Genomic DNA, 14651 nt, shown 5'->3' on the forward strand with positions numbered 1-14651 from the left:
AAAATTCAAGGCCTGACCCCATAGATGTAATTAGGTAATAAAGTTGATTTTAAATGATTTTTGGAATTATTGGATGATAACAAACTTTGAATTGGTGGAGGCGGCGGGAATCGAACCCGCGTCCGCAAATCCTCTGCCTTCAGCTCTACATGCGTAGCCTTGTCAATTGAGTTTAACTGTGGACGCTCCGACAGGCAGGATAGTACACAGCGATTCCCTAAGTTTCGCATCGTAACCCGGGATGGATTAGGACACTAGCTTATCTCTTATGACCGTTGATTCGATACCGATAAGCGGGCTCGGTCGAACGGGGCACCGGGGTTAAGGCCGGTACACGTTGCATCTACCAAGATTGATTAAGCTGCAATAGCGTCATCAAGGTTAGCTTCTGCGAAGTTTGCATCGTTTGCATTTATATTTATTTGAGTCTGATTTACGAGAGTTCTCATTCTCGGCATGCACCTCTGGTTTTGCAACCCACGTCGAAGCCAGGTCGCCCCCAATTTGTACACTTTAATTATAACATAAAATCACCAGGTATAGTCATCTGAATATAAAATATCTGCGATTAATCCTGCTTCGTGATCGCTGTTTACATTGCCTGTATCACGAAGCAGTCAATTCTGGAAACACTCTTATGAAACTTCAATATAAGGCGATTCCATTGGGATAGTTAAAACCTGTTCCTGTTTTTTTGCAATCACCAAACCCGCCATTAGAGTTTAACGCACAATAATAAACCGAGTTATTTACAAAACTGGTAACATACGCAAAAGTTCCAGTGGTATTAACTGCAATAGACCATGGATTTTGAATTCCTGTCAACATCTCGTTACATGTGAGGATAGTACCATTGGCGGAGCTGAGTGAGCAGGCAGCAATAATATTTGCTGCAGAGCTAGTAACATAGGCAATCAATGGGTTAGCCGGGTTAATTGCAATAGAAACTGGCTCTCTAAGTGCAGAATTTAAATTGGCGATACAATTACTTAAACTGCCATTACTGTTAATTTGACATGAAGAAACCGCACCACCATAAGTACCGTAAATATTGTCAGTAATGTAGGCATAAGTTCCAGAGGGATTCACTGCGATAAAAAGTGGTTGGCTAAAGCCAGAACCTGTCTGTTGACATGCCCCAGGAATATTCGAGTCGGAGAGGGTGCAATAAGTGACTGTAGTGCTGTTGCTATTCGTTACATAGACATATTTCCTTGAAGGATGGAAAGTAACACCATAAGGCAATGCAATATCTAAAATGTCACCACAAGCCGTAAGATTTCCATCGCTTTTAACAGTACATGCCGTTATAAAATTATTTCCCCCTTCAGTAAACCAGACTTGTGGAGAATTGGGTATGAAACTAAGCCCCAATGGTGGTTCTACTATTGAGCCAGCACTAGAACAGGTACCAAAACTGCCATTAGATTGTATTGGACATTTGGTAATGTTATTACTGTTGAAACCAATAATATAGGCAGTTAAATCCTGAGTCACATCTAATCGAGATTGTGTCCCTGCGCAGGTTTTTCCTCCTGGAAAACAAACAAACAGCTGGTGATGAGGATCAAGGTCATCTTTATTCACTACACCAGAAATTCTAAGTTGCAAGGTACAACTGCTTCCCGGTTGACCTTTACCATTAAGATTGAATGAAGAGCCGCAAATATCTGGGTAAGTACCGTTGCCTGTCACTTGAGTGACATTAAGCGGTAAATATTTCACAAAATTACCACTTCTTGCAACAAGAGTATTGTTATAAACCGTATAATAAGCAAATACTGTTTGTCCGTTTTTAAAGGAACGAGGAAGTTCTGTACCTGCTTTGGGAACGATGTTAAACGGAAGAGCGAAACTGTGTGTGCTTGTAAATATAAGCCCCATAGCAAGCAGACCAATTAACCTAATAGAGCTTATTTTTTTTCTATTCTTATTCATAAATACGTCCTTTCTTTATTCTTAAGACTGAAATTCTATTCAGACTGAATGCCATTATGTCTGAGTAAGGCATCTACTGTTGCAGCACGTCCTCTAAATTCCTTGTAGGCTGATGCAGCTTTTTTGGATCCGCCTACTTCCAGAATAAATTTCAGGAAATCATGGCCTGTTTTAGGATTGAATATCCCCTCCTCTTCAAAACGGGAGAACGCATCACTGGATAATACTTCAGCCCAACTGTAACTGTAGTAACCTGCAGCATAGCCGCCACTGAATATATGGCTGAAGCTGTGCTGAAACCGATTATAAGGAGCAATGGGAATGATATTCGTTTTGCGACGCACATCAGCAAGAACATCGGCTACCAAAGTATTCGTATTCGCTTTAAATTCTTGATGAATACGAAAATCAAACAAAGAAAATTCCATTTGTCTTAACATAGCCATAGCCGTTTGAAAGTTTTTTGCGGCCAACAAGCGCTCAAATAATGAAACCGGGAGGGGCTCACCTGTATCTGCATGGGATGTTAATAAAGAGAGAGCACTCTGCTCCCAACACCAATTTTCAAAAAACTGGCTGGGTAATTCAACCGCATCCCATTCCACGCCATTAATACCAGAAGCACTTAAGTAATCCACTTGAGTCAAAAGATGATGCAAGCAATGACCAAACTCATGAAACAGAGTAATGACTTCGTCATGGGACAAAGTTGCTGGTTTATTAGCTGAGGTTTTTGCAAAATTACAAGTCAATGTAGCAATCGGAAGTTGCACAGTTCCATCTTCCAGCCTTCGTCTGCTTTGCAATGAATCCATCCACGCCCCACCGCGCTTATTAGGTCTGGCATATAAATCGGTATATACGTAACCGCGTACCTGATTGTGTTCATCAATTACACCGAAACATTGTACGTCTTTATGCCAAACATCAACACCTGGAATTTCTTCTATAGTCATTCCATAGAGCTTTTTGACTATAGTAAATAAACCTTGCATCACTTTAGGTTGAGGAAAATAAGGACGTAATTCTTCTTGAGATAAAGTAAAGAGATCCTGTCTTCTTTTCTCAGATAAAAAAGCCACATCCCAGGGTTTCACTGGTGCCAGATCAAATTGTTCCGCAGCAAACTGTTCTAATTGAGCAAACTCATGCTGAGCCTGCTTTCGAGCTTTATCAATCAAATCGGTCATAAATTCAACAACCTGACTGGTTGATTCAGCCATTTTAGTCGCCAGGGAGAGTTCTGCATAATTATTAAATCCGAGGAGTTGGGCTTTTTCATGACGTAATGCCAATTGCTCGTTGATCAAATCAGTATTATCAAAGGATCCGGCATTCGGCCCCTGATCCGACGCTCTCGTTATATAAGCTTGATAAATCTCTTCACGTAAGGCTCTATCCTGTGCATGCGTAATCACCGCTTGAAAGCAAGGATACTCAAGAGTCAGGACATATCCTTCCAGACCTTTTTCAACAGCCAGTTCCCTTGCGGTATTCATGGCATGATCTGGCAATCCCGCCAATCGATTGGCATCAGTGATGTGTATAGTAAATGCCTGAGTTGCATCCAGTACATTATTACCAAACTGATTTGACAATTCTGCTAACCGTGCCTGAATCGCTTCAAAACGTTTTTTATCTTCCTTGGATAGAGCAACACCAGACAACTCAAAATCAAGTAGGCTGTCCTCAATAATTTTTTGTTGCGCCGGATTTAAATGATGTTTGTCTATGGATTTAATTGCTTCATATAACTCATGATTATGACCTATAGCTGCTTCATAGGCAGACAATAAGGGCAAACACGCATCATAACATTCACGTAAAGCCTTGGAATCCATCACTCCATGAAGATGGGACATAGGCGACCAGAATCGCTCCAGGGAATCAGCCAAATCATCCAGGGGATACATCAGATTGTCCCAGGTGTACTGTTGATTTTCCTTGAGTACCGTATCTATTTGTTCCAAATGACCTTTTAATAATGCTTCCAGATGAGTCTTGAATCCGGCAACGTCTATATGACTAAATTGTGGCAATCCAATTGGCGATGACATGTTATACCCTGATCTGATAATTAATGCGTGAAAGCATAGCATATCAATTGATTAACACTCTATCCACAATTCAATAAAGTATGACCATCTTCTGGAGGTTCGAGTGAATCTTCCGGAGCAACATCAGGCTTAAGCTGCTCATTATTTTTCCTGGCAAACATTCCGAACTGAACAACGCCGGAAGGCTTTTCAACAGTATCATTTGGTCGGTACTGTTCTACGTTGCGGGTTAATACAAAAGTAGCCACCCAAATCGCAATTAATAATACAGCGCCAATAAAAGGAAGAACAGGGTTTACAGCCAGAACAGGAATAGCAAGACACATGGCTAAAAATATGGCCAGGGTACCCGCAAGACTCAAACCTAAACGCATTTTTTCAAATTCAATCCGATGATTGATGTAATTCTGATACTCTTTAATGGCCTTTTTGTGTTCTTCATCATCTGTTGCACGAAACATCTCTTTGTATTCATCTTGCAATTTATAGAGTCGGTTTAATTCGATGTAGGTTCTTAAACTCGCATTCGCAATATCAAAAGCAAAAGCAAACAAAGTGAAGTATATGGATAACGGTGCTAAAGTTCCTATCAAGACAAAACAATTAAGCAATCCCACACTGACCCAGACCAGATCGTTGCCTAACTCAAACCAACGGCGTTGTAATTGAGCCTGAAGACGAACATACCAATCTAGTGCTTTTTCTTTATCATCCATGTCTGGCCATGAAATGGTATGTTTCACGATTAAAAAAAGATTAGTGGTTAAACGTGGAATAAAGAAGCACCAGGCAAGATAAGCAAAAAAAGGATTCGTATATTGATCCATGAGTCCGACAAAATTTCTGTATGTCGCTGACCCTGTACCTACAAGATCTAAAAAATTCAATACCCGTTTGGTACGGGTAACAAGGAGCCTGAACCAATTAATCTGTGCTGTATTATCCCGAATGTATTGAGTCAAGGAGAATTCAGGTTGACAGGGTTCGATAATAGAATTTCTGAGGGGAAACTTCATTCCTGCCATTTCTTCAAGCAGAGTTCTATACACCTGTTGATGGCGCCGTAATCTCACAACTTCACGAGGAACAATCAGATAATGCAAATGAACCTGCTCTAATAATTCAGCAAGCATTAAGGCAGACTGTAATTGCTCAATTACCTGATCCTGACTGATTTGATTTGGATAAGAAAAATTATGCCGGATCTGATGACATAAAATGCTGTATTCCATATTTAAAAGAGGATGATTAAGAACAATTTTCTTATAAAAATCGGGGCCAAGAAGCTTGATATGTTCATCAAATGACCATTGCAGGGAATTACTTTCTGCCATTTGAGGCAAATCTGGGAAACTGCTTCTTAAATGCAAGATAACTGGAGTCATGATTTCCTGAAAATATCTATTGGATATCAAATTAGTTTCTTTTTGGCCTGAATCATTTAGTGCTATGTAGAAAAATCCCGTTTTATATCTGAAAGGATACAAAAACAGGCACATTATGCCAATAAATAAACAATAAGTAAAATTTTAAAAACATTAAAGTATGGAATTTACATTAGTTACAACTAAAAATGAATGGTCTTCTTGCTGATTTATGCCTTCTGAGCGACAATAGCGCCTCAGTTAAATGCATAAGAGTTCGCATGAATCTTTCCAAAGAATTAGCTAATGCCGTGCGCATATTAAGTGTTGATGCCGTAAACCAGGCTCAATCGGGTCATCCTGGAATGCCATTAGGTATGGCAGATATCGCAACCGTGTTATGGAAAAAATTCTTAAAATATAATCCCAAGAATCCGCAATGGTTTAACAGAGACCGTTTCGTATTATCCAATGGTCACGGCTCAATGCTGCTCTACTCCCTTCTTCATCTGACAGGGTATAATTTATCCATTGAAGAACTTAAAAATTTCCGTCAATTAAACTCTAAAACACCGGGTCACCCGGAACAAGGACATACCCCTGGGGTAGAAACGACAACAGGACCATTAGGTCAAGGTTTGGCTAATTCCGTTGGTATGGCCTTGGCTGAAAAAATACTATCAAGTCAATTTAATCGCGAGCGATTTGAACTGGTAGATCATTATACTTATTCTTTTGTTGGTGACGGCTGTCTGATGGAAGGTATTTCACATGAAGCCTGTTCATTAGCAGGAACCTTGAAACTCGGAAAACTGATAGTATTTTATGACGACAATGGAATTTCCATTGATGGTAAAGTTGAATCCTGGTTTACCGATGATACAGCGTCCCGTTTTAAAGCATATAACTGGCATGTAATTGAGGCTGTTGATGGTCACGATATGAACGCCATAGAACGGGCGATTATTGAAGCCCGAGCGAATAAAACACAACCCACTCTAATCATGTGCAAAACGATCATTGGACTTGGGTCTTCCGTTGCCGGAAGTGAAAAATCACACGGCTCTCCACTAAGTGCGGATGATATTCTCAGTGTAAGAAAGTTTTTTAACTGGCCTCATGCTCCTTTTGTCATTCCTGACTCTATTGCGCATCAATGGAATCATATAGAACAAGGTGAAAAGGAAGAGCAACAATGGTTGCAACTGCAACATGAATATCAGCAATGTTATCCTGAAGAACACTTTGAATTTTTACGCCGTATTAATGGGGATTTACCCGATAACTGGCAAGAAGCCTCAGCCGCATTCGTCAATCAATGCCGCACCAATGAAAAAGCCATAGCCACAAGAAAGGCATCACAACAGTGCATAGAATATTTTGCCGCTTTATTACCAGAAATGTTTGGAGGCTCGGCAGATCTGACCGGGTCCAATAATACCGATTGGTCAGGAAGCAAAGCAATAACGACAAAGGATTATTCTGGTAACTATCTCTATTATGGAGTTCGAGAATTTGCAATGGCGGCTATTATGAATGGTTTTGCTGTTCATGGTGGATTCATACCGTACGGAGGGACCTTCCTGGTATTTTCGGATTATGCTCGAAATGCCGTTCGCCTTAGCGCCTTAATGAAACAACGTGTGATTTACGTATTTACACATGATTCAATAGGACTGGGAGAGGATGGTCCAACCCATCAACCTGTAGAGCATGCCGCAATGTTACGAATGACTCCAGGCATGACTGTTTGGCGACCCGCAGATTTAATGGAAACGGCTGTTGCCTGGCAACACTCTTTAGAGCATCATAATGGACCGGCATCTTTACTGCTTTCTCGACAAAATCTACCAGCCCTGCCACACAGTGAGAATGCTGCCGAATTAATAAAAAAAGGCGGGTACATAATTAAAGATTGCGCAGGTAAGCCTGACGCGTTATTAATAGCAACCGGTTCAGAAGTGCAGCTGGCCATTCAAGCTGCTGAGCAGGTTAAGTCCAAAGGACTAAAAGTAAGAGTAGTATCCATGCCTTGTGGCGAGCTGTTTTTAGCTCAGGATGCTGCTTATAAAAATCAGGTATTACCCAATGAGGTTCGGATCCGTATAGCAATTGAAGCTGCAAGTACTGCGTACTGGTATCAATTTGTTGGTCTGGATGGAGCGGTGATAGGTCTTGATAGTTTTGGTGTTTCTGCGCCAGCTGCACAAGCTTATGACTTTCTGGGAATTACCATAGAACATATAACGAATACATTGGACAGATTAACAAAACAAACACTTGTGTAACCCACACCTTTTAAACATCAAAAGGATATACTTGCCGCAAACAAGTATGAGTAGGGCACCTCAACTCGGAGAAGTAACATGGCAATACGAGTCGCAATTAATGGCTATGGCCGCATTGGTCGTTGCATTTTAAGATCGATTTTTGAATACAACAGACAGAATGAATTTGAAATCGTGGCTATCAATGATTTATCAGGTATTGATGTCACAGCTCATTTAACCCGTCATGATTCAACACATGGTCATTTCGGATCTGATGTATCAATCGAAGGCAATATGCTCGTCGTTGATGGGCACAATATCCAGGTCATCGCGGAACGCAATCCATTAAATCTTCCCTGGAAGGATTTGAATGTTGATATTGTTTTTGAATGTACTGGTTTCTTTACCAATAGAGAAGCTGCCATGCAACATATTACTGCCGGAGCTAAAAAGGTACTGATTTCAGCACCTGGAAAAGGCGTTGATGCAACCGTAGTGTACGGTGTAAACCATCAGGTAATTAAAGCAAGTGATACTGTAGTTTCCAATGCTTCCTGTACCACTAACTGCCTGGCTCCGGTTGTAAAACCCTTAAATGATGGATTAGGTATAGAACACGGCTTGCTTAATACAGTCCATGCGTATACTAAAGATCAAATGTTGTTAGACGGCAGCCATAAAGATCTGCGTCGTGCACGTTCAGCTACTCAATCTATTATACCAACCAAAACTGGTGCTGCTGCTGCAGTAGGTCTTGTTTTACCTGAACTGGCCGGCAAACTGGATGGTTTTGCCATGCGTGTACCGGTTCTTAACGTTTCAGTAATTGACTTAACGTTTGTAGCGAAACGTGAAACTACAGTTGAAGAAGTAAATAATCTTGTACGCCAGGCAAAAAGCCGAATTTTACAAATCAATGAAGACCCATTGGTTTCTTGTGATTTTAATCACAATCCCGCATCATCAATTTTTGATGCAACTCAAACTAAAGTATTGGGTAACCTGGTAAAAGTAGTTGCCTGGTATGATAACGAGTGGGGATTCTCTAATCGTATGATAGATACAGCACACCAAATGATGAATTGTTAAAGGATAACGAATGAATCTGATTAAAATGAGCGATATAGACCTTGCCGGTAAACGGGTTTTAATTCGTGAAGATCTCAATGTGCCGATTAAAGATGGAATGATCACCAGTGACCAAAGATTGCGAGCAGCACTACCGACTTTAAAATCTGCGCTGGATGCAGGTGCAGCGGTAATGGTACTCTCGCACCTTGGCCGACCAGAAGAAGGTCGTTATGAGAAACGGTTCTCTTTACAGCCGGTTGCTGATTATTTAGAACAAAATCTCGACTATCCTGTGCGGTTTGTCAGTGATTACCTTAACGGTATTGACATTAAACCCGGTGAATTAGTCATTTGTGAAAATGTACGGTTTAATCCAGGTGAAAAAAGCAATGATGAACATCTGGCAAAAAAATTAGCGAATCTTTGCGATGTGTTTGTCATGGATGCATTTGGAACTGCACATAGAGCCCAAGCGTCTACTTACGGTGTAGCAAAATACGCACCAGTGGCTGCTGCTGGCCCACTATTAGTAAGAGAGCTGGAAGCGTTGCAACTGGTGCTCAAGAACCCCCAAAAACCCATTGTGGCTATAGTTGGAGGAGCAAAAGTATCCTCCAAACTGAGCTTATTGAAACAATTGGTAGGTATGGTGGATTATCTTATCCCCGGTGGCGGCATAGCGAATACTTTTCTGAAAGCACAGGGGTTTGAAATAGGTGTTTCTTTGTATGAGCCAGACCTGCTGGATGAAGCACGTCAGATTCTCAAACTTGCTGAAGAAAAAGGATGCAAAATTCCTCTGCCTACCGATGTGGTAGTTGGCAAAACATTCAGTGAAAACTGCCCTGCCTTTAATAAAACACTGGCTAATGTGGCTACAGACGACATGATACTTGATATTGGCCCAATGACGGTCAGTGATTATGTCGATATTATTGATGAAGCAAAAACCATCATCTGGAATGGTCCGGTTGGCGTGTTTGAGTTTGCCCAGTTTGCATATGGAACCCGGGCTCTTGCCATTGCCATTGCAGAAAGTGATGCGTTTTCCATAGCGGGAGGTGGCGACACTTTGGCCGCAGTGGATCTCTATGATTTGAATAATCAAATTTCTTATATCTCCACTGGAGGTGGAGCATTTCTTGAGTGTCTGGAAGGGAAAACTCTGCCAGCAGTAGCCATTTTGCAGGAGCGGGCTAAAGATGTTACGACGAACTAAAATAGTAGCGACCCTTGGTCCAGCCAGTAAAGATCCCGTCACCTTGCGTGCAATGCTTGGTGCCGGGGTTGATGTGGTTCGGATTAATTTTTCACATGCTGATGCCTCAGCCATACAGCTTATTGCTCTCGTGCGAGAAATTGCCCAGGAAATGAATCATCCCGTGGCCATTATGGCGGATTTACAAGGCCCTAAAATTCGAATTGGTCGTTTCAAAGATAAGTCCATTACTTTGGTTGATGGCCAGAGTTTTATTCTGGATTGTCAATCCAAAGGGGAACTGGGTGATCTGCATGGAGTTTCAGTTGCTTATCCCAATCTGGCAGATGAACTGGATGCAGGCGATCATTTATTACTCAATGACGGCTTAATTGAATTGGAAGTGACCGACATTGCTGGCTCAAAAATCCATTGCCACGTTATAGAAGGCGGCGTCCTCACCGATTTAAAAGGATTAAATAGAAAAGGTGGCGGACTCGCTGCAAGAACCTTGACAGAGAAGGACGTCAACGATTTACGCACGGCAATTCAGGCAGAGGTAGATTATATTAGTTTATCCTTTGTAAAAGATGCCCAGGATATTCGGAATGCAAGGGCATTAATGACCGAATTTGGCGCTAAAATTACGCCTATAATTGCCAAGATTGAACGAACTGAAGCCCTGGATCATTTAACTGACATTATTCAGGAAGCAGATGCCATTATGGTAGCCAGAGGCGATCTGGGCGTAGAAGTTGGCGCAGCTGAAGTTCCAGCCATTCAAAAACACATGATTGAGCAAACCCGTCTTTTGGATAAAGTGGTAATCACTGCGACTCAAATGATGGAATCAATGATAACCAATCCTCAACCTACCCGCGCCGAAGTATCAGATGTAGCCAACGCTATATTGGATGGAACAGATGCTGTCATGCTCTCTGCCGAGACTGCAAGCGGACAATTTCCCATAAAAGTAATTACCATGGTCAATAAAATTTGCTTAAGCGCTGAAAAGCACGCCAGTTTTTTTTATCATGCAGATCCTGAGTCATGTCACTATCAACGTGCTGATCAGGCCATTGCTATGGCAACCATGCACGCTGCTAATCACTTTCCGATCCAGGCAATCATTACTCTGACAGAATCCGGTGATACCGCTCTATGGATATCCCGACAACACAGTACCGTCCCTATTATCGCCGTATCTGCCAATAAGCGAACCGTGGGACGCTTATGTTTGGTTAATAATGTATATCCTATTTATCTTGATTATCATAATCTGGATCATCAAAACTTGAATCAACAAATTATTCAGGAGCTAGTCAAAACACAACTCATCGATAAAAATGGCTATGTGTTACTAACCCGAGGCAGAACTATTGGAACGCCTGGTGGAACTAATTGTATGGAACTAATTTCGGTTGAAATTTAAGCTTTAGTTAATTAAAGATAACTCCTTGTGGGATCATCTCTGAATCCCTGTTGTGTTTATGCGAGATCATCGGATCTCGCTATACAACTCCATTAATGACTGAAAAATTTTCTCGCCAATCATGAAACTCACAGTTCCTGATGAACATTCAATTAAAAAATGAGTGCATACCAATTTATCTTAATTTAACAATCCTATTTAGATTAAAATTTGAGCAAACAATTTTGGATTGACTATACTGAAATTAATAGCCACCAAAAGAACATATCATGGGAAAAACAATTGAGAAATCCTCTCCGCTCTACAAATTTCAGGAGAAATCAGCCTGGTTAGGTATCAATGAAAAACAATATAAATTAATAGCTGAAGAACTAATTTTACTTAAGAAGAAAAATCCAGAAGCCGTAACCGAATTTTTAAAAAATGTGAGTGCATTTGATTATGTCAAACTAAGCGAGGCTCATAACGATTTTATGAGTGAAACCCTATTGGATAAATCAGGCTGGTTAGGAGTGAGCGCAGAACAATATCAGGAGATAGCTAAAGGGCTAATTTCACTTAATAAGAAAAATCCCGAAGCAGTAACCGGGTTTTTAAAAAATGTGAGTGCATTTGATTATGTCAAACTAAGCGAGGCTCATAAGGATTTTATGAGTGAAACTATCTTCTCGTTAGATAAAGAAACGCAAAGTAATTACTTAAAAGCTTTGGATACATCAAAACATGGAACTTATAACATACTTACCCGTATTCTTAATTTTATATCAATTAACTTCATTCATTTTTCTCAAACAGCCTTTGCAAAAAAAAGTAATTTACTGGATCCCTCTGGCGAATGTATGGGATTAACGGGTACCTGGTTGGTTACCGATAAATTCCACAACAATTTACGCCAGGAGGTAAATAGTGGTGTGGACTACAGCGATATGCCCATGGTACGCCAGATCGCGTTTCTGCAAAGAAATACAGAAGTAAAGGAAAGACATAACGAGGCATTTAATGAAAAAAGGAAACCCTATACTGAGAAAACAAAATCAGAGATTGCTCAAAATATAGTTACAGATATAGTAGAAAACCCCCAAAAAGATCGTATCCAGTTCTTTATGAGGTGTCCAAAAGAAAATACTGGCCATACAACAGGCATGAGAATCTCGCATCTGGAAGGTGGGCAGTTCAAACTGACTTACTACGATCCTAATTTTGGAGAAAAACGTTCCAGCGCCTTTAATAATGATGAAGATGGGCGCATGAAAGCAGCACAATTCATAGAAAATGTCCTGGACTTTACTGAGACCTTATCTCTTAAATCAGAAAATGAGGTCCATGTATCTTATAATATTGCATCCAGAGCTGATTTGAAAAAGGATTTCGATAGAGACGCAAACCCTGGACCAGCAGAATGTAAGGAACATGCGGAATCAATTAAAGACAAATTACTCCATATGAAACATGATCATCAACAATCAAAAGAGAAAGAGAAAGATAAGACAGAGGAAGCTTCAGATTCAGCCGCTCCTGGACTTTAATACATATCGATTTATGAATATATTATTTCAGTTACATTAGAGGTTTTGACATTTTAACATAGCTCACCACCCTATGAAGTTTCATGGTTTCAGCATGAAATTTATAATTTTTTATACTATATTTTAATAAACGGACTAGCACGCGAGTTTAAAATGATTAAACAAATAATACTTGGTGTAATAGTTGTAGCGGTTATCGCTGTCATCATTAGAGTAATCACCTGGCCTACCAATCCCTATCCAGAACAACAAGTCCCAACAGATATTCCTCATTTCAAAACAGCAGATATAGATTTTACTCATGAATTCGATTCCAAAAATTCTTTGCCCTTTATGGGAGCTGCACTATTTGATTTAATGGGAAATGGGGAACAGTATCTTTTTGTCGGAGGTGGATACAATCAGCAGGATAAACTGTTTGTGTATCGTAAGGGTGCTTTTATAGATGTTACGAAAGAAGCGGGTATTACCAAGCCAAAACAAGATACAACTTATGGTGTTGTTGCAGTCGATGCTACGGGTGATGGAAAGCCTGATTTATTTGTTACACGAGACAGCGGCATCTATTTTTATGAAAATAAAAATGGCGTGTTTACTATCAAAAAGCTGGATGTGGCCATAGATGAACGATATGCACCTATCTCCATAGCTATAGCAGACCTGCAAAAAAAAGGAACAGTTGATCTTTTTGTAGCAACCTACGTTAAACCGCCCTACGTTGAAGGACAATCAATTTTTAACAAAAAAAATTACGGTGCCAAAAGCTTACTTCTAAAAAATAATGGCGATAATACGTTTACCGACATCACTGATGAAGCGGGTCTGAATTACATTCATAATACCTTCCAGGGCATGTTCGTTGATTTGGATAATGATAATCAGCTGGATCTGGTTGTAGCTCATGATACTGGCCAGGTAAGAACCTATAAAAATATGGGCGACCTGAAATTTAAAAACATGCCAAATCCAACATCCGATGTGTACTCCTATCCAATGGGAATTGCTGTAGGTGACTACAACAAAGATGGCAGACCCGATCTATTTTTTAGCAATATAGGTCCCTTCTATTGGTGGAATTTCGGATCTGCCCCACCCAATCTTATTGTTCGAGGCGATTTAACCAAAGACCAAACGTTGTTACGTGAGAATATATTTTTGGAAAATAAAGGAAATTTCCAATTCGAAGATGTCGCCAAGAAAACAAAAACTGCAAATTATGAATTTGGCTGGGGGGTATTATTCCAGGATTTTACAAATGAAGGATATCAAGATTTGGTTATTGCACAAAACTACATCTCCTTCCCTCTGCATAAACTCTTTCGTTTACCAGGACGTTTACTTAAAGAACTTCCTGACTTTACCTATGTTTCAGTGGAAAAACAGGCTAATGCAGAAAATCCTTTCTACAGCATATCCCCCTTAAGTACTGATTTGACTGGTAATGGATATCCCGATTTAATCTATACCAATCTGAATGGACCTTTAAAAGTATTTATTAATCAAGGCGGTAAAAATAATTATTTAAAGGTTATTATGCCGAATAAACCTGAGGCCCTAGGTGCTGTTTTAACATTAAAACTGGAAAATGGCGAAACTCTTACTCGATTTTTTGTACCAACCCAAGGTCTTTGCGCCTATCAAGGAAACCAAATCATATTTGGGTTAGGCAAAATAGATAAAATTGTATCTCTGTCCATACATTACATGAATGGAACGGATAAACAATTTGATAAACCTGAAATAAATACAACCCTGATAGTTAATTAAGATGTGTTAAAAACTCGATTTAGACGTC

General features: G+C 40.2%; 9 protein-coding genes and 1 other RNA gene. 6 read left to right on the forward strand and 4 right to left on the reverse strand.

What is annotated here, in order from left to right:
- Positions 1-92: 92 nt before the first annotated feature.
- From ssrA to Lqua_RS03675, 4 genes are all read right to left on the reverse strand, one after another.
- Positions 93-501: a transfer-messenger RNA gene (gene ssrA / locus Lqua_RS17710) on the reverse strand.
- 144 nt (positions 502-645) lie between these two features.
- On the reverse strand, positions 646-1938 hold the full coding sequence (locus Lqua_RS03665; protein WP_058472916.1) for an NHL repeat-containing protein: 1293 nt from the start codon (positions 1936-1938) through the stop codon (positions 646-648).
- A 35-nt stretch (positions 1939-1973) separates the two neighbouring features.
- Positions 1974-3995, reverse strand: a complete 2022-nt coding sequence (locus tag Lqua_RS03670; RefSeq protein WP_058472917.1) for a M3 family metallopeptidase — start codon at positions 3993-3995, stop codon at positions 1974-1976.
- 59 nt (positions 3996-4054) lie between these two features.
- The gene (locus Lqua_RS03675) at positions 4055-5380 is read right to left on the reverse strand and encodes a hypothetical protein (RefSeq protein WP_058472918.1); all 1326 of its coding nucleotides are present in this window, start codon (positions 5378-5380) and stop codon (positions 4055-4057) included.
- A 260-nt stretch (positions 5381-5640) separates the two neighbouring features.
- Here Lqua_RS03675 and tkt point away from each other — a divergent pair, with 260 nt between their 5' ends.
- The 6 genes from tkt to Lqua_RS03705 all read left to right on the forward strand — a co-directional run bounded on the left by tkt (position 5641) and on the right by Lqua_RS03705 (position 14623).
- Positions 5641-7647: a transketolase gene (gene tkt / locus Lqua_RS03680; protein WP_058473082.1), complete on the forward strand. Its 2007-nt coding sequence runs from the start codon at positions 5641-5643 to the stop codon at positions 7645-7647.
- A gap of 78 nt (positions 7648-7725) precedes the next feature.
- A complete protein-coding gene (gene gap, locus Lqua_RS03685; protein WP_058472919.1) occupies positions 7726-8718 on the forward strand; it encodes a type I glyceraldehyde-3-phosphate dehydrogenase in 993 nt (330 codons plus the stop codon).
- A gap of 10 nt (positions 8719-8728) precedes the next feature.
- Positions 8729-9919, forward strand: a complete 1191-nt coding sequence (locus Lqua_RS03690) for a phosphoglycerate kinase (RefSeq protein WP_058472920.1) — start codon at positions 8729-8731, stop codon at positions 9917-9919.
- Positions 9903-11330 carry a pyruvate kinase gene (gene pyk / locus Lqua_RS03695; protein WP_058472921.1) on the forward strand — a complete coding sequence of 476 codons (1428 nt, stop codon included), beginning with the start codon at positions 9903-9905 and terminating at the stop codon, positions 11328-11330. Before Lqua_RS03690 ends, pyk begins: the two co-directional genes overlap by 17 nt.
- A 269-nt stretch (positions 11331-11599) precedes the next feature.
- The gene (locus Lqua_RS03700; protein ID WP_058472922.1) at positions 11600-12856 is read left to right on the forward strand and encodes a hypothetical protein; all 1257 of its coding nucleotides are present in this window, start codon (positions 11600-11602) and stop codon (positions 12854-12856) included.
- A 153-nt stretch (positions 12857-13009) separates the two neighbouring features.
- Positions 13010-14623 carry a CRTAC1 family protein gene (locus tag Lqua_RS03705; RefSeq protein WP_058472923.1) on the forward strand — a complete coding sequence of 538 codons (1614 nt, stop codon included), beginning with the start codon at positions 13010-13012 and terminating at the stop codon, positions 14621-14623.
- Positions 14624-14651 lie beyond the last annotated feature (28 nt).

Origin of the sequence: Legionella quateirensis, assembly GCF_001467955.1 — a bacterium.
In the GTDB taxonomy this organism is placed as follows: Bacteria; Pseudomonadota; Gammaproteobacteria; order Legionellales; family Legionellaceae; genus Legionella; species Legionella quateirensis.